Raw genomic sequence first — 17,780 nt, forward strand, 5'->3', positions numbered from 1 at the left:
GGTGCGACCATGATACAGCCAAGACGCACGAGTCGGCGGGCACCGACTACAATGCGAGGAGGTTATGGCTGTCGACATGTCCTCGGCCGGACGTCTCCGATCGCGCGCGCTCACGCGAGCCGGGCGGCTCCAGCGAGTGATCTACGAGCTTCGGACGGAGGGCACCAGCCGGCGCCGCGACGCAGTGGCGGTCGGCCTGGGACTCTTCGTGGGCTGCTCGCCGTTCTGGGGGCTTCACCTGGTGCTCTGCTGGATCGCTGGGCGACTCCTTGGCCTCAACCGCTTGAAGCTGTACCTCGCCGCGAACCTTGCAAACCCGTTCTCCGCGCCGTTTCTGGTGTTCGGGGAGGTGCAGACCGGTGCCTTCTTGCGGCGCGGCGCGCCGCATGAGCTGTCATTGGAGGGCATCAAACAGACCAGTCCATGGGTCTTTGGTGGTGACTTCGTGCTCGGGAGCCTGGTCGTTGGTGGGGTGCTCGGCCTCCTGGCTGCGGCGATTACGTACTTCACGATGCGACGCGCATCACACGATCCGGCATTTTCGACGGTGGTGCGCGAGGCTGCCGATCGGTTTCTCGCCACCGGCATCACCGCCTGGGAGTTCGCGCGCGGGAAGTTGCGGAACGATCCCGTCTACCGCGAGGTGTTGTGTGGCGGCTGGCTGCCATCAGGTGGGACCCTAGTCGATGTTGGATGTGGTCAAGGACTCATGCTCGCGCTGCTTGCCGACGCTCGGCAGGAAATGGAAGAAGGGAGGTGGCCGTCGACCTTGCCCCCGCCGCCTCGCTTCGACGGCTTGGCGGGCCTCGAGCTGCGGCGGCGTGTCGCACATATCGCAGAGCGCGCGTTGGAGAAGGACGCCACGATCGTCCACGGTGATGCGCGCCACACCCTGCCTCGAGGCTGTCGCGTCGTCCTTTGCTTCGATGTTCTTCACCTCATGTCGGCCGAGGACCAAGATCAGCTGCTGGCGTCGGTCGCGAGCGCGCTAGAGCCGGGGGGCATTCTCGTGGTGCGCGAGGCGGATGCGGCCGGAGGTTGGCGCTTTCAGATGGTTCGCGCCGGCAACTGGATCAAGGCGATTGCGATCGGCCGGTGGCGGCAGAGGTTTCACTTTCGCACGACGGACGAGTGGCTGGCCTGCCTGGCGCGTCACGGCTTCGTGGCCGATGTTCGGCCCATGGGCCACGGGACTCCTTTTGCGAACGTCCTGCTCCGGGCCAAGCGGCAGCAAGAGCTAAGGACCGACGCGGCGTGATTGGACCAGGTCGGCGATCTGAACGATCTGCCTGAGCGCGCGCCCGTCGCGGTCGAACGTGCCGCCAAACCAAATCCCACACCTGATGGGGACGCCGCTCAACGAGGGTGTCGTTGGAGCGGGCCACCCGCTGGTCGCTGGCGCGTCGTTGGCTGGCGCGCGCGACATGGCCGTTCCAGAACGTGCCCAGCAGTACCTGATGTCCGACCAGACCGCCCGTTGGAGCCCGTTCGGACTCTGTTGCTCGACCGGAAAAGCGAGAGCGTGACCACGGAGGAAGTTCTGGACGGTACCCAACGCACGCGATGACTGGACGAGCGGGGTTTCTCGACGGATCGGGTATGCGAATCGCAATGTGACCGTGCCCGAGCCGTCGACGCGCCACGCGCGTAGGGCATGGTCCGTCCGGTCGAAGATATCCCACTCGAGCAAATGGCCCCAGGGGACCTCGATCGCGGAGGCGACCACGCGATCCCCACGGGTCAGGAGCGTGTCGCGATGCGCTTCGACCGCCCGATGTCGCAGCACGAGCTTGCCGCACAGCAAGCCTGCCAGCACGAAGATGGTTGCCGCGGCAAGGCCCACCTGGGAATGCCGGCGCACTCGGATTGCGACCGCGCCGGTGATCAAGAGCACCAAGACGAACGGATCGCCCATCGCGACGAGCGGTGCGCTGATGAGCGGGTCGACGAGCGGCCATCCGACACGAACGCTGGCGCCGGAGACGAGGTCCCAGAAGAGGTGGCCGAGGCTGCCAGCCCACGCCGCGGCGAGTAGGCGCGGAAAGCGTGCCTGGGAACGTGCGAGACGCACCATGCCCGCGGCGGCGACGGCACACACCGCCGTGCCAACGAGCGCGTGGGTACCGGCGACATGGGCGCGCAGATAGACGTCCCACGCCACCGGCATCAAGACAACGTCGCTGTCGGGCAGAATCGAGCCTAGTAGACACGCGCCAACGGCACCCGAGCCGAGCCGCTTCCGATCATCCAGCCCGATGAGCACGCGGCCGAACAGCAGGTGCGAGAGCGCGTCCATGTGGCGCCGTCACCTCCTCACCTGGTCGCGCCGTCACCTGCCACGTCCCAGTAGCGATAGAACTGATACCACAGCTCGGGGCGCGCGCGAACGCGTGCTTCGATCGCTTCCGCCACGCGTTGCGTGGCGTTCTGAACGAGCGTCTCACGATCGCCGTCACGCCCGACGAAGATGGGAGCCCCCAGGTGCACCAGAAATCGTCCATCGTCGCGACGCTCGAGCGAGACCGGCACGAGCGGCGCGCCGGTCAAGTACGCCATGAGCGCCGGCGTGCGGAGAAAGAGCGCTTGGCGTTCGAAGAGCGTGACCGGCACGCGGTCGCGGCCGACGTGCCGATCGACGAGGAGAGCCACGAGCTGACCTTCCGAGAGCTTCCGGCGAATCTGCAGCGCGGTGTCCATCGACTGTCGCACGGAAATCGTGTCGATGCCCAGCGCCTGCCGAATCGTGTCCCGGAGGCGATTGGCCTCCGGGCTCGCTTCCGTCATGGCCAACACGCTCAGCGGGTAGTCGTACGCGCGGCGCAACAGGATGCCGCCCATCTCCCAGTTGCCATGATGAGCGCTGACGAGGAGCATGCCGCGTCCAGCATGCAGGAGCTCATCGACCGTCTCCCGGTTATCGAACAGGAACAGGTCGCGCGCCTCTTCTCGTGAGAGGCGCAAGCCGCGAATGAAGTCGATGACGTCGCGCGCGTAGCTGCGATAGGTCGCCAGCGCGCGTTGCCGGAGCGCCGCGTCACTCTCGGTTGGAAAGACGACGCGGAGGTTGTGGACGAGGGCGTCCGTCGTTGCGTGCATCAATCGCCATGCGAGGAAGGTGCTCGCATGGCCAATGCCGTACGAGACCGAGCGGGGCAGCACGCTCACGCCACGATACGTGGCGGCGTAGATGGTCCCGCTGTTCAAAGCGTGTGACGTCCAGGAGGTTGTCGGCGAATCGGCGCTACGCACGTCAGGTTACATCCTTTCGAGGAACCGGTAATACACCGCGAGAAAGCAGGTCTTCGTAGTGTCGCGCATGGGCCGCAGCTTGCTGCGCTCCATGCCGTACACCGCGCTGACGGGCATCTCGATGATCCGAGCTCGGCGTCGCGCGAGCTTGACCAGCATCTCGGTCTCGATCTCGAAGCCCGTGGCGCTGAGCGGGACGTTGCGCAGCGCCTCGCAGCGGTACACACGGAATCCTGACTGTGTATCTCGAAGTGGAAGCCCCACGAACCACGAGAGCACGCGGCTACCAGTCACGTTCGCGTAATAGCGTGAGGCTGGCATCGCAGCTCTGTCGAACCGCCGGCCGCCGATGACGAGGTCGGCTCCGGAGCGCCGCGCCGTGTCGAGCAGCCGCGGGACCTCGTCTGGAACGTGCTGCAAGTCACCGTCCAAGACGACGAGGTGTGTGGCAGGCGAAGCGAGCACGACTGCCAGCCCGGCACGCACCGCACGCCCTTTTCCGAGGTTGCGCGTGTGCGAAATGACGTCGGCGCCCGCCTGCCGCGCTGCTTCACCCGTTCGATCCGTCGATCCATCGTCGACCACGAGCACCCGCTCGACGTGCGGCGCGACGCCGCGGACGACGCGGGCGATCGTGCTCACTTCGTTGTACGCAGGAATCATGGCTTGCGCGCGCATGTCGCTCCAACCCGCTCCAACATCGCCGGCAGCACCAGCACCGACGCCGCCACCAGCGCCAGCACGCTCACCGCGGACACGACGCCGATCGACTGCAGCGGCGGGTACGACGAGTTGATCAATGTGCCATATCCGAGCAGCGTGATGAGGCCGGCCACGAGAATCACGGGCGCGAGCTCCGACGTAGCCCGTTCAGCGTGGTAGCCATACTGCCGGTACCGGTGCACGAGGTGGATGCCATAGTCGACGCCGATGCCCACGAAGGTGACGACCGCAAAGACGGCGAACAGATCCAGCTCGACACCGGCGAGTGCGAGCACACCGGCGGTCCAGACGAGGCCGAGCGCCGTTGGGGCAAGCGCGAGCAGCGAGAGCCGCCACTCGCGGAACGTCGCGAGGATCAGCGCGAGCACGATTGCCGTGCCCACGCCGAGGCCCTTGAGAAACTCCGGCAGGAAGCGTGCCGCGAGCTCGGCGTTCACGAGCGGCAAGCCGGTGAGCTGTTGATCTGGCGCCACGCGTCGCACCAGCGCGTCGACGCGCGCGATATCCTTGGCGTCGCGTGGCAGCACGTACGAGGCGAGCACCCAACCGCCGCCCTCGCGCGACACGAAGCGCGAGATGACATCGCCGAGACCGTGGTCGACATACCCCTGATAGCTCACCCGTTGCGCGCGGTCGAGCAGACGCGGCAGACGCGCCACGAAGGGGGCGAGCGTGTCGGTGCGGAAGCCAACGTCGGTCGCGACTTGGTGGATTCTCCGTCCAGCGACGTCGGGCGAGAGACCCTCCTGGCGCAAGCGCTGCCTCGTGACGGCTTGCTGGCGAGACGAGGGCAGCAGCGCGCTCACGGTGTGAATCGGAAGGCCCGGTAGCTCGCGATGGATCGCGTCGGCGAGCTTCGCGTTCCCGTCGACGAGCGTCTGCAGCTCCCTGCCGCGCGCGAGCACGACGCCGACGTCGGTTGGCAGGCCAAACCGTCGCGCCACCGCTTGCTCGAACTGGACAGCGGGCGTCGTGGACTCCAAGCGCTCCAGTGTCGGGTTGACCTGCAGTCCGAGCGCGGCGACGGCGAGCGCGACCGTGACCAGGGCGGCCGCGATGAGAACGAGGCGACTTTGTCGACCGATGAGCGCGGCAAGACCTGGCAGGGTGAGCGCTCGTGGCGGGCGGGTCCCCGGTCGGGACGGGAGCATGGCCGGCACGAGGAGCAATGTCAGAATGCCACAGACGACCATACTGTGGCCAATGAGCATACCGAGCTGTTGCAAGCTCGGGTAGTCGATCACCACGAGCCCGTAGAAGGTTGCGGCCGTGGTCCACATGCCGAGCAGCATGCTCGCCGATGCGCCTGACGTTCGACGCACGGCCTCGTGCGAGGGCAGCCCGTCGCTCAGACCGAGCCGATACGTCACATAGAGCAACACCACGCCATCGATGCCAAGGCCGAAGAGCATGGCCGACGCGCCTGTCGCAGCGGCTGAGAGGGTAGTGCCGGCGAAGCCCAGGGCCCCCAGTACCACGAGCAGCGAGAGCCCGGTCGGAATTGCGCCACAGGCCAGCAGCCACGGGCTACGAAAGATGAGCAGGAGAGCGGGCAGGATCAGGACCAGCGATCCGATGCTGTTGACGATGCTCTCGCGCTTGATCTGTGCCTCGGTCTCGATGCCGATCCGATGGCCACCAGCGTATGCCACGTCCAGCGGCGGCAACGCGTCGGCGAACGGATCGGAGATCACGTCGCGGGACTCTTCGTTCGGCGTGTTGCGTTCGAGACCCATATCGTGCGTGACGGCCCGCTCGATGTCGTTCAGCCGCTCGAACAATCGATGCGAAAACGCGGTATCGAACGGCGGCGAGCTGGGGCGGGCGATCACGAGCCGGCTCTGGCCATCAGGAGCGACGTATCCGGAGCTGCTCGCCCCGAGGCCTACACCGGCGCTGCCGCCTCCGAGCTGCGCGCTCAAGAGGTTGAACAGCCCAAGGGGATCCTGGCTCACCATCGTGGTCACCGCAGGTGATGGCAGCGTCAGCAGCCTTCGGCTTGCGTCGAGCGCCTCACGCATCTCCTCCGGCTCGAAGCGTGCAAGGGCCGCGTGGAGCCGTTGCTCGTCGAGCAGCCACAACAGGTGATCGGCCAGATACGACCAGTCGCGCGTGGTATCGATGCGACCGGTGTCGATGTGATCGATTTCGGGAGCTTTGCCCAGTCGTGCGACGAACCGATCGATGACGGAATCGTATTCGTCGATGGTGTGGTCAGGCGGTGCGGTAAAGACGATGTAGAGTTGATCGAGGCTGCCGAATCGTTCGAGATAGGTCTCGAAGGCGGGCACCGCCGCGCCCTCTCGAGGCAACAGATGGAGCACGTTGGCATCGAACCTCACTCGACTGACACCAACCACCGAGACGAGTAAGAGCACGCAGGTGCCGATGAGCACCAGGCGGCGGTGGCCCCTGGCCCAAGCGATGAGGGCGGGTATTGAAAAGATGCCTGTCATCGTCACGTTCGAGAGCGGTCGATCGGCGCCGTCTGCGATGACTTCGCGTCGGTTGGCGATCATATCTTCATCGCGGACGATTTGTGCCACGTAGGGCTTGACACGCGGCGAGGGTGACGCTAATTTTTCAGCATTGTGGGACTTGAGCGCGTTCACCCTCGGACTTCACGCTAGATCATCGTGGCTTTACGAATGAACCGACCGCTTCACCTGGACGTTTCCCGCCGCGAGCGGCAAATCCTGGAGATCCTGTACGCGCGTGAGCGAGCGAGCGTCGCAGAGGTTCGCGCCGCCCTGCCCGAAGCGCCGAGCTATTCAGCCGTACGCGCCCTCCTTCGGATCCTCGAAGAGAAGGGCCATGTTCGGCACGTGCAGGATGGGCCGCGCTACGTCTACGCGCCGACAATCGCTCGCGACAGCGCCAAGCGGTCGGCGCTACGACACATGCTCCGGACCTTTTTCAACGGGTCGACCGAGCAAGCCATCGCCGCCCTCTTGGACGACTCCTCTTCCCGACTCTCCGACGACGAACTGGCTCGCCTGGCGCGCCTGATCAACCAGGCACGACACAAGGAATAACCGATGCAAATCTCACCCAGCGCCGTGGACTTGGGGTGGACGATGCTCGCGGCCGACATCGCCATCAAGTCGAGCATCCTCCTGATCGTTGTGCTGCTCCTCAACGCGTGGGTGTTGCGGCGCGCCCCCGCCTCGTTACGCCACCTGACACTGGTCGTCGCGCTCATCTCTACGCTCGCGCTGCCTCCATTGTCGCGATGGCTGCCAAGCTGGTCCGTCCCACTGCTTGGCGTCGCGACATCAGGTGAGCCGGCAGGGACGCTCGACCTGACGATGAGGGGAGACACTCACGACGTACTGCCCGCAACCAGCGCTCCAAGCGCGAAGCCGGTCTCACCTCCGCTCGGCGCCCAAGCGGCGGCGCCAGCCACAGCTCCTCCTTCCACGAGCGGAGGCTGGGTGGATCGAATCGGCTGGGCTCAGCTGCTCGGCATCATCTGGCTCGCCGGTGTCGTGCTGCTGCTACTGCGTGTGGCCGTCGGGACTCTCCGTGCGGGGCGAGTCACGCGGGACGCCGAGGCCGAGGCACGTTGGCAGTCGTTGGCCCATAGACTCGCGCGTGTCCTTCGTGCTCCGCGGACGACCCGGTTTGTGCGCTCCGAGACCGTCGCGATGCCCATGGCCTGCGGGCTCTTGCGCCCGATCGTCGCGCTGCCGGTCGAAGCGGATCATTGGCCTCGAGGACGACTGCGGGCCGTGCTTCTCCACGAGCTGGCACACGTGCAGCGCCGCGACTGCCTCACGCAGCTCATCGCCGACGTGGCGTGTGCGATTCAGTGGTACTCGCCGCTGGTCTGGCTCGCGGCGCGACAGCTACGCCGCGAGCCGCCTGCTCAGGGATAACTAGCCCACTAGGTAGGGCCGCTTCGCCGAAGGCGGCCGTCATCTCGTGGTCGAAGATGCTAAGTTCTTAGCTTGTCAGGAAGGGGAGGTCACGACATGCGACTCCTGGTAATCGTGATCGAGGTGTTGGCCGACGTGGTGACGTGGTTGACCGTGATTATCTCTTCTCTCGTCGGCATGGCCGTGGACGGCAAGGCAGCCGTCGCCGGACGGGACGTCGGCACCCTGGTCTCGGCTGCTGCACGTCCGGACGCCGGCGCCAGGATGCATTCCCCTGTTTTGCCGGTGGTCGTCGAGGATCGCCAAGACGTCCCCTCGCTCGCCGCCCAGCTTCACTCGAAGTCGCGGGTCGAGTGCGCGCGCACGGCGTCTGCCTTGCGAGAGCACCGCTCGGCGGCAGCGCCCACGGGTTCCGCCATCAGCGAACTCCTGAATGACCGAGCGCGCGCGGATCTCCTATGCGGCTGCAACGGTACGACTCATTGCCCTTCCCAATCAATCTGGGGGTTCAATTCGACGTCTTCGAACGTCATGAGCTTCGTGTCCCCGCTCGGGAACGTCAAACGCATTCCGCTCGGCAGAAACGAGCGCTGATCGACCCACAGCTCCAACTTTGTGATCGCCTGCAAAATCTGTTTGCGCTTGGGCACCATGGTGACGAGATACACGCCCTTCGACTCGCCCCTTTGGGCGGAGGTAATGCTGGCGTGAATGCGAAAGTGGCTCCGTAACTCATCCGGGTCGGCGTCGACGAAGTATCGTTGGATGCGTCGCTGCGCGGTCCCGATGTCCTTCGTTTCATTCACGCCACGGCTTGGCCACGTAAGGATCAACCGCTCGCCGTCGATCACAATCGTTCGTTCGTCGGGCGATGTGTACGTGAGCCGCACGCGCGACGGTCGAACGAGTGCCACCGAGCCGTGCTCGACGAGCGGTCGCGTGAGCATCGACGAGGTGGTGGTCTCGGTGACGCGAGCGGTCAGCGTCCGGAGAGATGTGCGCACGTGCTCGCTCTTGCGAAAGAGCTCATCGAAGAGATCCGGATCTTGGCTGGCGGTTCCGGCGCGAACGGTCACGAGGCCAAACAGCGCATGGAAGATGCACCACAACGAGGCAGCGGCGCCGAGACGAGCCGTCCAGGTGCGCACCCGGAGCCCCGCGCCCTGGCTCTCGAGTGGTTGATGCTTCATCGCGGCCAATGGTAACGTACGCCGCGTGCAGCGCCCCGCCTGCATTACCGGCATTGGTGTTCTCTCCGCCCTTGGTTGCTCTCCTCACGCATTTCGCGAGGCCTTGCTCGGCGGGCGTACGGGCATTGGCCCGATCACGACGTTCGACACGTCAGGCTGCCAGTCGAAGCTGGGTGCGCCACTCAAGGACTTCGATGCGACGCGCTGGCTCTCCCCGCTCAAGTTGCGACGCATGGATGAGACCGGCCGTCTCGCCGTCGTCGCCACGCGCGAAGCGCTCGACGATGGGGGCTGTCGTATCGGCGAAGGGGGCGACGATCGCCTCGGCGTCGTCTTGGGCACGTATACGGCGGGCGGACCTGCAACCAGCGAGTTCTTGGCGGCCCTCCTCCGTGGCGGGCCAACGGGCGTGCCCGCGCTCCTCTTCAGCAGCACGGTCGGGAACGCGCCAGCCAGTCTCGCGGCGCTCGAGTACAAGCTCCGCGGGCCGAACAGCACCATCAGCCAGAAAGAGTGCTCGGGCCTTGCCGCGATTGCCACCGCCGTGGATCTGCTCGCCGAAGGTCGTGCGCGTGCCGTTGTCACCGGCGGCGTCGATGCACTGTTCGCTGTCTTCTTTCAGGTCCATGATCGGTTTGGTGTACTGGCCAAATCAGATGGGGACGTACCCGAACGGAGCCAGCCATTCGATCGGTGGCGCAATGGATTCGTGCTCGGCGAAGGCGGCTTCGGCCTCCTGCTCGAGGAAGCCGAGTCCGCCCGGGCGCGTGGTGCGCGTGTGTACGGCGCGGTGCTGGGCGTCGGAGCGTCGAGCGCCGTGTCCGGGATCAACGCCTGGCCTTCGGACCCGCGCGCCCTCGCGCGGACCATGCGGCTGGCGCTGGAGGAGGCGGGTGTCGACCCGGCGGACATCGCGGCCATCTACGCCTCGGCGAACTCGACGGTGGTGCTGGACCGCGCGGAGGCAGAGGCCATCGCCCTCGTATTCGGGCCGCGCGATGTGCTCGTCACTGCGATCAAGGGCGCGATCGGCGAGTTCGGAGCATCTGGTGCGGCCGCGTGTGCCGCAGCGCTCCTGTGTGGCGAGGCAGGTCTCGTCTCCCCCACGGCCGGACTGACGGAGCAGGATCCGGCATGCGCCCACCTTCGGATCCCGACTGCGGCGGTGCCGCTGGCCGGACGCTTCGTCCTCGTCAACAGCTTTGCAAGCGGCGGTGCCACATACAGCGTCGTCTTGCGGGTGGGCGACCAAGCGTGACGGCTGCGTGGAGGTTCGGGCCGCATGGTAGGGCGCGTTCGGCGAACGCGCCGTGCTAGGATAGGGGTTTACTTCCCGCCAGGAGCAGCGGGCAGGGAGGGGCGTGTCCTTTCGAGGAACTCCAGCTCACGGACCGCGTAGCGGTCGTCACCGGCGGGTCTCGCGGCATCGGACGCAGCATCTCGGAGCTCTTGGCGGAGCGTGGCGCGGCCGTTGGCATCTTGTTTCGCGAACGTGTCGACGCGGCGCGCGAGGTCATCGCGACGGTCGAGGCGCGCGGTGGCCGCGCAGTGGCGGTGCAGTGTGATGTGGCCGACGAGGCCGCAGTGAACGATGCATTTGCCCGTGTCACGCGTGAGCTCGGACCTGTCGATATCCTGGTCAACAATGCGGGCATCAATCATGACGTGCGCTTCCTGTTGATGGACCGCGCGGCATGGGACAAGGTGTTGAGGGTCAACCTCGATGGGGCGTACTACTGTACGCGAGCCGTCATTCGAGCCATGCTACAGCGTCAGCGGGGACGTATCGTGAACATCACCTCACCCAGCGCAACGTTGCCGCTGCCGGGGCAAGCGAACTATGCGGCGTCGAAGGCGGGATTGGTCGGCTTGACACGTGCGCTCTCACGCGAGCTCGCTGGCCGCGGCGTCCTCGTGAATGCCGTCTGCCCAGGCCTCGTCGAGACCGACATGGTGACCAGCATGCCGGCCGACTTGCGGGCCGAGAGCCTTGGGGCCATACCCATGAATCGGTTCGGTTTTCCACGCGAGGTTGCCGCGTTGGTCGCCTTCATTTGTTCCGATGCCGCGAGCTACATCACAGGCCAGGTCATTGCCGTTGACGGCGGTCTTACATAGCAGGGATCAAGGGATCAAGGGGTCAAGGGATCAAGGGATCAAGGGATCAAGGGGTCAAGGGGCACAGGCGGCGGTCAGGGCAAGGCGAGGATCGAGGTTCGAGGTTGAGCGCGGCTTACCGCGATGGAAGGCGCGCCGGTCAGTGGCTGCTCGAAAACTTCTATGAGTGATGCTCTCAAGGCGGAGATCAAGCAGGCCATCGTGCGGTGTCTTCGGCTTCCCATCCAGCCGGAGGAAATCGAGGACCGAGCAGCCTTATTCGGGGAGGGGCTGGGGCTCGATTCCATCGACGCTCTCGAATTGGTCTTGGAGCTGGAGCGCTCGTTTGGTGCCGTGATCGACAACGAAGAGGCCGGCGGCCGAATCCTGCGGTCGGTCGACACGATTACAGAGTTCGTCGAGCAACAGCGCACGGGCAGCGGACGATAGACGCTTGTGTCACTGAACGCCTTCACGGTCGACCTCGAGGAGTGGTTCCACATCTGCGGTGTCGAGGGGCCGCTGTCTGCCTCCAACTGGGCGAACCTGCCATCTCGGGTCGAGCTCACCACGCGACGGTTACTGGACGAATTGGATGCCGCCGGCGTTCGGGCGACGTTCTTCGTCTTGGGGTGGGTTGCTGCGCGGTACCCCTCGATCGTGGGCGAGATCGCGGCCGGAGGGCACGAGATCGGGTCGCATGGCTACTGGCACCGCTGGGTCCACATGCAGACGCCAGAGGAGCTCGCCGCGGACCTCGATGCCGGCGTTGGTGCGCTCGCTGCGGCCGGGGTCGGTGGTGTCACGGCCTATCGAGCGCCCGAATGGTCGATCAACGGTCGCTCGCCTTGGGCGCTCGAATGCCTGGTACGTCACGGCTTTTGCATCGACGCGAGCATGGCACCGGTCGCGATCGTGGGACGTGCCTCGTACCCTCGCCGGCCGCACGTCCGCGCCACATGGGCAGGACCGATCCTCGAGGTGCCACCTCTCGTCATCGACCGTCTCGGCCAGGCGATGCCCATCGGCTGGGGCTGGGGCCTGCGGATGAGCGCACCGCGCCGCGTCTTGGCCGCCATCGAGCAGGCGAATCGTGCGGGCGATCCCGCGGTCCTCATGGTGCACCCCTGGGAAGTGGATGCTGATCCGCCGCGGGTGTCCTTGCCGGCACGCCAGCGCTTTGCCCACTACTTTCGGTTGGATGGCTTCCTCGCTCGGCTTCGTGTCATCCTGCGCGGCGCGTCGTTTCGACCGCTTGGCGAGGTGCTGGCGTCCGACGCGGGGCTGATCTCGCAGGGAGCCGCCAGATCGGCCGCACATGCGCATCAACGGTCGAATGGGTGTAGGCCCGACCTCTAGGTCGGCGTGCTCGGCAATTGCAATGCACGTCATGCTTCGTGCGTTCGGCTGCGTAGCCTGCCTGGTGATTGCTGTCGCAACCGTCACCGCGCAAGCTCAGCAGCCGTCGCTCCCACGCGTCGCGTTCGATGAGCGCCTGGACACGCCGCCCGTCCTGGTCTCCGCCCTCGCTTCGGCGCCTGCACCCGCGTTCCCGGTCATGGCACGAGTGCTCGTCACGCGCCGGGATCTCGAGCCGATGCCTGGGAAGTACGCGTTCGAGCGCCTCGAGGAGCGTTTGAATCAGTATGCCAAACGCGAGATTGACGTGTGGCTGAGCGTTGGCGGCATGCCGGACGGGCTCGACGAAGCGGAGGGTTGGACCGCGTTCGTGCGCGCCCTCGCGGCACGCTCGGTTCGCCGTGTTCGACTGTTCGAGCTGTCCATCGATGAGCGTGATCCCAAGGTCGCTGCCTACCTCTTCAAGCTGGCGGCGACAGAGATTCACGGACGCGACGAGGAGACCCTCGTCGGCCTCGGAACCAAGCCTGGCGTTAGCGCCTCGACACTCGAGGATCTCTATCGCGAGGATCTCGGGCCCTACGTGGACGCTGTCACTCTTCCCGCATCACTCGACGCCGATACCTCTCACGACATAGCGCGCGCGCTCGCACGCGTCGATCAGTCTGCCCGACTGCTCGTGAGCGGCGTCGCACTCGGAGAGACCACGCAAGCGGCCGCTCGCCAGTTCATAGGAAAAGAGCTGCAGGCGCTTGGAACGGCAACGCTCACACGGAGCTATCGGACCGAGCCGGCCAATGTGGAGCAGGTGCTCGCAGCTAGTCGAGCGATCGCCGACCTGCTCACGGGAGCGCTGGTGCCCCTCGATCCGGATGCTGCCTCATTGCGCCTCGCTCGGGGTGGCCAGGACCTCACCAAGACCGCGGGCTACCGGCTGCTCTACAGCATCGAGACATTCGCGACATACCTCGTCTACTGGGGCGACGCTGCAGACGGTGAAGCGCTGGAGGTCTCGCTGTCGCTTCCACTCGAAGGCGACCCGGTGGTGCGCGATCCGTTCGATGGGTCGCAACGGCCGGTAGACGGCTATGCGCATGACCGATCGGCCCAGCGGATCAGCGCACGTGTGCCGTGGAGGCCAGGGCCGTTGATCGTGGACTTCAACCAGGGGGCGACCTCGGTGGTCGCCGAGCGTCAAGAGGTGACGGGGCGCCCCTCGCTGAGCGTGGAGGAGATCATCGCGCGGCATCAGCGACAGCAGGTGTCACAGGACGCGGAAGTCGACAACTACACGGCCCTGGTTCGGATGGAACAGCATTTCCGTCCGGCGCTCACCGACCCGGGCTACGACATCGTCAGCGAGAACCGATACTTCGTGCAGGGGCGCGACGTGGAGTGGGAAGAGCTGTCGTTCTCGGTGAACGGGACGCGCTGGGGGCCGGACCGGCCGCCCTTCCCGCTGCTGCAACCGGAAAAAGTGCTTTCGCTGCCGCTCGACCTGCGGTTCACGGCCGACTACCGTTATCGACTGGCAGGAACCGAGCGCATTGGAGAGCGCGCCTGCTACGTGGTGCGATTCGACCCCGTGCATCGAGACCGCTCGCTGTATAGGGGGACCGTCTGGATCGATCAGGAGACGTTTGGACGCTTGAAGGTGCACGCCGTGCAAACGGCGCTCTCGGCACCGGTCGTGTCGAACGAGGAGATCCAGACGTTCGAGCGCGTCGCGACGGTGGGAGGGCGTCCGGTCATGCTGCTCACCGACCTCTCGAGCCGTCAGCTCCTGCTCATCGCGGGTCGCAACATCCTGGTCGAAAAGCGTGTGCGCTTCAGCGACTTGGCGATCAACGACCCTTCGTTCGACCGCAAACGTGAGGTGGCGCGGGCTAGCGATCGCGTGATGTACAAGGAGACGGAGGAGGGCCTGCGATACTTCGTGAAGGATGGGGAGCGCCGCGTGGTGCGCGAGCGACCGACGCTGTCGGCGAAGGCGATGGCCATGGGCACGACCATCGATCCTTCGTTCGACTTCCCTCTGCCGATCTTCGGCATCAACTACCTCGACTTCGAGTTCGGGGGCCCCGACACGCAGTTGGCGCTGCTGTTTGGCGGGGTGCTGGCGGTAGGGAACATTCAGTGGCCAAGGCTCGGTCGAACGCCGCTCGACGCAAGCGTCGACTTCTTCGCGATCGCGGTGCCCTCGAGCGACCGCGTCTACGACCCGGACGGGGAACTGGAGGCGGAGCGCCTCCTGACTTGGCCGATGACCGCTGGCGTCAACCTCGGCTATCAGTTCACCGACTTCCAAAAGGTGGGGCTGCGGTATCACCTTGGCTTCGATGCCTACGCCAATGAGCGGACTACCGGCGAGACGTTCGAGCGGCCCTCCAGTACGCTGACCAGCGGGATTGGTGCCACCTACGAGCTCCGGCGGCATGGCTATAACCTGACGGCCTGGGGCACCTGGTTCGGACGAGCTCGCTGGCGACCCTGGGGGCCAGCCGATGAGCTCGATCCGGGCGAGAAGACCTACGTCAAATACGGCGGCGTGCTAGCGCGGGACATCCACTTCCGGACGTTCCACAAGATTCACGTGGACGCCGCGTACTTTGGTGGGGAGCGCCTCGATAGGTTCAGCAAGTATCAGTTTGGACTCTTCGACGATACCCGGATCCACGGCGTGCCCGCGTCGGGGTTACGCTTTACCCAGCTCGCTGCCCTGCGGGCGTCGTATTCGTTTAATATCTTCGAGCAGTATCGGTTGGATCTGTTCGCCGACCGCGCCTGGGGTCGAGACGAGGAGCTCTCGAAGGCGTGGCAGCCAATCACGGGGCTTGGCGTCGGCGTGAACGTGCGGGCACCGTGGCGTACGATCTTGCGAGCCGATGTCAGCAAGAGCTTCTTGCCGCGCCAGTACCGCTCATCGGGGTCGACGGTGGTTCAGGTGATGCTCTTGAAACCGTTGTGAAGGGTCCTTAGTTCTTGGTCCCTGGTGCGCCTAGTACGCTTCGATGCTTCGCGACGCCAAGACGCACCAAGAACCAAGGACCAAGGACCAAGGACCTGAAAGAATGGCCCGCGCCGACTTACACGTCCACTCGTGTCACTCCAAAGCGAACGGCAACCTGCCGTTGTTGAAGAGCCGTGACTGCTACTCGTCTCCGCTGGATGTGTATCGGCAGGCGCGAGCGCGCGGCATGGATGTAGTCACGATCACCGACCACGACAGCATCGATGGCTGCTTGGAGCTGCTGGCGGAGCGGCCGGATGCGCGCGACGTCATCATCGGCGAGGAGATCTCCTGCTGGGTGCCGGACACGGACTTGCAAGTTCACCTGGGCGCGTACGGGATGACGGAAGCCATCCATCGGTCCGTTCAGCCGCTGCGCGACAACGTGTTCGATGTCGCCGCGTACCTCCGCGCATCAGGCGTCTTCTTCTCGCTGAACCACCTGCTTCACTTCTACAAGGACCAAGTTCCGCTCGAGGCGTACCTCCGCCTGCTCACGGAGGTCCCCGCCCTCGAGGTCCGCAACGGCACGATGCTCGAGGCCCACAACCAGTTGGTCGAGTCCATCCGTGAAAAAGGAACCGGTTCTTTTTTCTCCCCACTCGCTCTGGTGGCTGGCAGTGACGCGCACACGCTGCGGCGGGTGGGCACGACGTGGACCGCGGCTCCGGGCGAGGACGCGCACGAGTTCCTCGCGAACGTGGCGTGCGGCCTGGGGCAGGCCGGCGGCGTGCACGGGACGACGCTCACAATTGCCGGCGACGCGTATGGCGTCATCTGGCGGTATTGCAAGAGTCTCGTCGGGTTGGGCCCCAACGATCACACCTGGCTCGAGCGTGTGTTCTGCCTCGCCACGGCCGTCGCGTCGATTCCGTTTCAGTGGCTGCCGGTGGCGATTGCGCTCCGTGGCAAGCGAAGCGAGGCACGCTACGTCGACCGCTGTGCGAGGCAGCTCCGCGAGTGGCGCGAGGGAGCCGAGGCGGCATCCCGCGCTGCCACCGTGAGCCGGGCGTCTGCGCCGGTGTTGGCGGATGAGGAGATGCTGGGGTGAGCGAGCGGCGCGTGGCCGTCACTGGCGTCGGCCTCATCTGCGCGCTGGGGATCTCGCGGGAGGAGGTCTGGCGGGCGATGCTTGCCGGCGAGTGTGGCATGCGTCGCGTGACGCTCTTCGATCCGGCGGGTCATCGGAGCGAGATCGCCGGCGAGATCGATCTCGAGCCTGCGCTCGACGGGTTCACGCCGCTCGAACGGCGCCGGTGGTCGCGGAGTGATCAGCTCGGTGTGATCGCGGCCAGCGAGGCGATCGCCGATGCCGGCCTGCTCGACGCGGCGCTCGATCCCACGCGAGTGGGCGTGCTGCTCGGCTCGGGCACCGCTGACTTGCTGCGCAACGAAGAGTACTATTTCACGATGTTGCGCCGCGGGATCGAGCGCGCGCGCCCGTCGAAGGCGTGGAACCATTTCTCCAGCACCCCGGTCGACGTCATTGCCGCGCGGTTTGGCTTTGAAGGCATGCGCTCCTGCATTGCCGCCGCCTGCTCGTCGAGCACCATCGCCATCGGCCACGCGGCAGAAGCCATCCGCCACCATCGCCTGGATGTTGCGCTGGCCGGCGGCACGGACGCATTGGCGAGGCTGACCTTCAGCGGCTTCAATGCGTTGCGGCTGATGGATCCGGGCCCCTGCCGTCCGTTCGACCAGCGGCGCAATGGCATGAACATCGGTGAAGGTGCCGCCATCCTCGTGCTCGAGGACCTGGCGCGTGCGCGCCGCCGCGGCGCCGCGATTTACGCGGAGGTGGCGGGCTACAGTTTGAGCTGCGAGGCGTACCACCCGACCGCGCCGGAGCCGGACGGCCGAGCCGTGGCGACGATGGTGAACGCGGCGCTCGACGCCGCTCGCGTGTCGGCGACGGAGGTCGATCACCTCAACGCGCACGGCACCGCGACACCTCAGAACGATAGGGCAGAGGCAAATGGGTTCGTTGCCGTCTTCGGTGCACACACACGCCGCTTACCGGTGACGTCGATCAAATCGATGGTCGGTCATTGCCTCGGGGCGGCGGGCGCCGTGGAAGCAGCGGTGCTCGCGCTGACCATCGCGCGAGGCGTCATCCCCCCTACGATTCACCACGAGGCCACCGATCCGGCGTGTCCAATCGATGTCGTCGCCAATCGAGCGCGCGAGCAGCGCGTCGGCTGCGGCGTCTCGACCTCGCTCGCCTTTGGCGGCAACGATGCCGCTCTCGTGTTGCGCGCCGTTCAGTGAGAGATG

The 17,780-nt window shown here is 65.8% G+C and carries 15 protein-coding genes; 10 read left to right on the forward strand and 5 right to left on the reverse strand.

Translation table 11 applies throughout. The features are described from left to right. Nucleotides 1-64 precede the first annotated feature (64 nt). On the forward strand, nucleotides 65-1,258 hold the full coding sequence (locus GEV06_04995) for a DUF2062 domain-containing protein (protein MPZ17254.1): 1,194 nt from the start codon (nucleotides 65-67) through the stop codon (nucleotides 1,256-1,258). On the opposite strand, the gene GEV06_05000 is transcribed toward GEV06_04995, so the two are convergent. The 4 genes from GEV06_05000 to GEV06_05015 are packed head-to-tail and all read right to left on the reverse strand — an operon-like array spanning nucleotide 1,238 to nucleotide 6,491. Further along, nucleotides 1,238-2,296: a hypothetical protein gene (locus tag GEV06_05000; protein ID MPZ17255.1), complete on the reverse strand. Its 1,059-nt coding sequence runs from the start codon at nucleotides 2,294-2,296 to the stop codon at nucleotides 1,238-1,240. The two genes, GEV06_04995 and GEV06_05000, sit on opposite strands and share 21 nt — an antisense overlap. Before the next feature lie 17 nt (nucleotides 2,297-2,313). Beyond that, nucleotides 2,314-3,249, reverse strand: coding sequence for a hypothetical protein (locus tag GEV06_05005; GenBank protein ID MPZ17256.1), 936 nt, complete (start codon nucleotides 3,247-3,249; stop codon nucleotides 2,314-2,316). 6 nt (nucleotides 3,250-3,255) lie between these two features. Then, complete coding sequence (locus tag GEV06_05010) at nucleotides 3,256-3,927, reverse strand: glycosyltransferase (protein ID MPZ17257.1); 672 nt, start codon at nucleotides 3,925-3,927, stop codon at nucleotides 3,256-3,258. Next, on the reverse strand, nucleotides 3,909-6,491 hold the full coding sequence (locus GEV06_05015; protein MPZ17258.1) for an MMPL family transporter: 2,583 nt from the start codon (nucleotides 6,489-6,491) through the stop codon (nucleotides 3,909-3,911). Before GEV06_05015 ends, GEV06_05010 begins: the two co-directional genes overlap by 19 nt. 129 nt (nucleotides 6,492-6,620) lie before the next feature. On the opposite strand from GEV06_05015, the gene GEV06_05020 reads away from it, so the two are divergent. Together GEV06_05020 and GEV06_05025 are read left to right on the forward strand one after the other, a co-directional pair. Beyond that, on the forward strand, nucleotides 6,621-7,007 hold the full coding sequence (locus GEV06_05020; protein ID MPZ17259.1) for a BlaI/MecI/CopY family transcriptional regulator: 387 nt from the start codon (nucleotides 6,621-6,623) through the stop codon (nucleotides 7,005-7,007). A gap of 3 nt (nucleotides 7,008-7,010) precedes the next feature. Further along, the gene (locus tag GEV06_05025) at nucleotides 7,011-7,850 is read left to right on the forward strand and encodes a hypothetical protein (protein MPZ17260.1); all 840 of its coding nucleotides are present in this window, start codon (nucleotides 7,011-7,013) and stop codon (nucleotides 7,848-7,850) included. A 479-nt stretch (nucleotides 7,851-8,329) separates the two neighbouring features. Here the strand turns inward: GEV06_05025 and GEV06_05030 are convergent, their stop codons facing one another. Next, a complete protein-coding gene (locus tag GEV06_05030) occupies nucleotides 8,330-9,094 on the reverse strand; it encodes a hypothetical protein (GenBank protein ID MPZ17261.1) in 765 nt (254 codons plus the stop codon). Here GEV06_05030 and GEV06_05035 point away from each other — a divergent pair. The 7 genes from GEV06_05035 to GEV06_05065 all read left to right on the forward strand — a co-directional run bounded on the left by GEV06_05035 (nucleotide 9,066) and on the right by GEV06_05065 (nucleotide 17,774). Then, a complete protein-coding gene (locus GEV06_05035) occupies nucleotides 9,066-10,298 on the forward strand; it encodes a hypothetical protein (protein MPZ17262.1) in 1,233 nt (410 codons plus the stop codon). The genes GEV06_05030 and GEV06_05035 overlap by 29 nt on opposite strands. Before the next feature lie 167 nt (nucleotides 10,299-10,465). After that, nucleotides 10,466-11,158, forward strand: coding sequence for an SDR family oxidoreductase (locus GEV06_05040; protein MPZ17263.1), 693 nt, complete (start codon nucleotides 10,466-10,468; stop codon nucleotides 11,156-11,158). A gap of 162 nt (nucleotides 11,159-11,320) precedes the next feature. Continuing rightward, entirely contained in the window at nucleotides 11,321-11,587 is a 267-nt protein-coding gene (locus tag GEV06_05045; GenBank protein MPZ17264.1) for an acyl carrier protein, read from the forward strand. Between the two features lie 6 nt (nucleotides 11,588-11,593). Beyond that, nucleotides 11,594-12,496, forward strand: coding sequence for a DUF3473 domain-containing protein (locus tag GEV06_05050; protein ID MPZ17265.1), 903 nt, complete (start codon nucleotides 11,594-11,596; stop codon nucleotides 12,494-12,496). Continuing rightward, nucleotides 12,456-15,464 carry a hypothetical protein gene (locus GEV06_05055; GenBank protein ID MPZ17266.1) on the forward strand — a complete coding sequence of 1,003 codons (3,009 nt, stop codon included), beginning with the start codon at nucleotides 12,456-12,458 and terminating at the stop codon, nucleotides 15,462-15,464. The genes GEV06_05050 and GEV06_05055 overlap by 41 nt, the downstream gene beginning before the upstream one ends. Nucleotides 15,465-15,507: 43 nt before the next feature. After that, a complete protein-coding gene (locus GEV06_05060; protein ID MPZ17267.1) occupies nucleotides 15,508-16,557 on the forward strand; it encodes a hypothetical protein in 1,050 nt (349 codons plus the stop codon). Beyond that, nucleotides 16,554-17,774, forward strand: a complete 1,221-nt coding sequence (locus GEV06_05065) for a hypothetical protein (GenBank protein MPZ17268.1) — start codon at nucleotides 16,554-16,556, stop codon at nucleotides 17,772-17,774. The genes GEV06_05060 and GEV06_05065 overlap by 4 nt, the downstream gene beginning before the upstream one ends. Nucleotides 17,775-17,780: the final 6 nt, after the last annotated feature.

Origin of the sequence: Luteitalea sp., from assembly GCA_009377605.1 — a bacterium.
In the GTDB taxonomy this organism is placed as follows: domain Bacteria; phylum Acidobacteriota; class Vicinamibacteria; order Vicinamibacterales; family Vicinamibacteraceae; genus WHTT01.

What these genes read in the sequence shown, in the direction of transcription:
- GEV06_05000 (MPZ17255.1), bottom strand. Translation starts at nt 2,296, where the DNA reads ATGGACGCGCTCTCGCACCTGCTGTTCGGCCGCGTGCTCATCGGGCTG.
- GEV06_05055 (MPZ17266.1), top strand. Translation starts at nt 12,456, where the DNA reads ATGCGCATCAACGGTCGAATGGGTGTAGGCCCGACCTCTAGGTCGGCG.
- GEV06_05045 (MPZ17264.1), top strand. Translation starts at nt 11,321, where the DNA reads ATGAGTGATGCTCTCAAGGCGGAGATCAAGCAGGCCATCGTGCGGTGT.
- GEV06_05025 (MPZ17260.1), top strand. Translation starts at nt 7,011, where the DNA reads ATGCAAATCTCACCCAGCGCCGTGGACTTGGGGTGGACGATGCTCGCG.
- GEV06_05020 (MPZ17259.1), top strand. Translation starts at nt 6,621, where the DNA reads ATGAACCGACCGCTTCACCTGGACGTTTCCCGCCGCGAGCGGCAAATC.
- GEV06_05010 (MPZ17257.1), bottom strand. Translation starts at nt 3,927, where the DNA reads ATGCGCGCGCAAGCCATGATTCCTGCGTACAACGAAGTGAGCACGATC.
- GEV06_05015 (MPZ17258.1), bottom strand. Translation starts at nt 6,491, where the DNA reads ATGATCGCCAACCGACGCGAAGTCATCGCAGACGGCGCCGATCGACCG.
- GEV06_05060 (MPZ17267.1), top strand. Translation starts at nt 15,508, where the DNA reads ATGCTTCGCGACGCCAAGACGCACCAAGAACCAAGGACCAAGGACCAA.
- GEV06_04995 (MPZ17254.1), top strand. Translation starts at nt 65, where the DNA reads ATGGCTGTCGACATGTCCTCGGCCGGACGTCTCCGATCGCGCGCGCTC.
- GEV06_05030 (MPZ17261.1), bottom strand. Translation starts at nt 9,094, where the DNA reads ATGCCGGTAATGCAGGCGGGGCGCTGCACGCGGCGTACGTTACCATTG.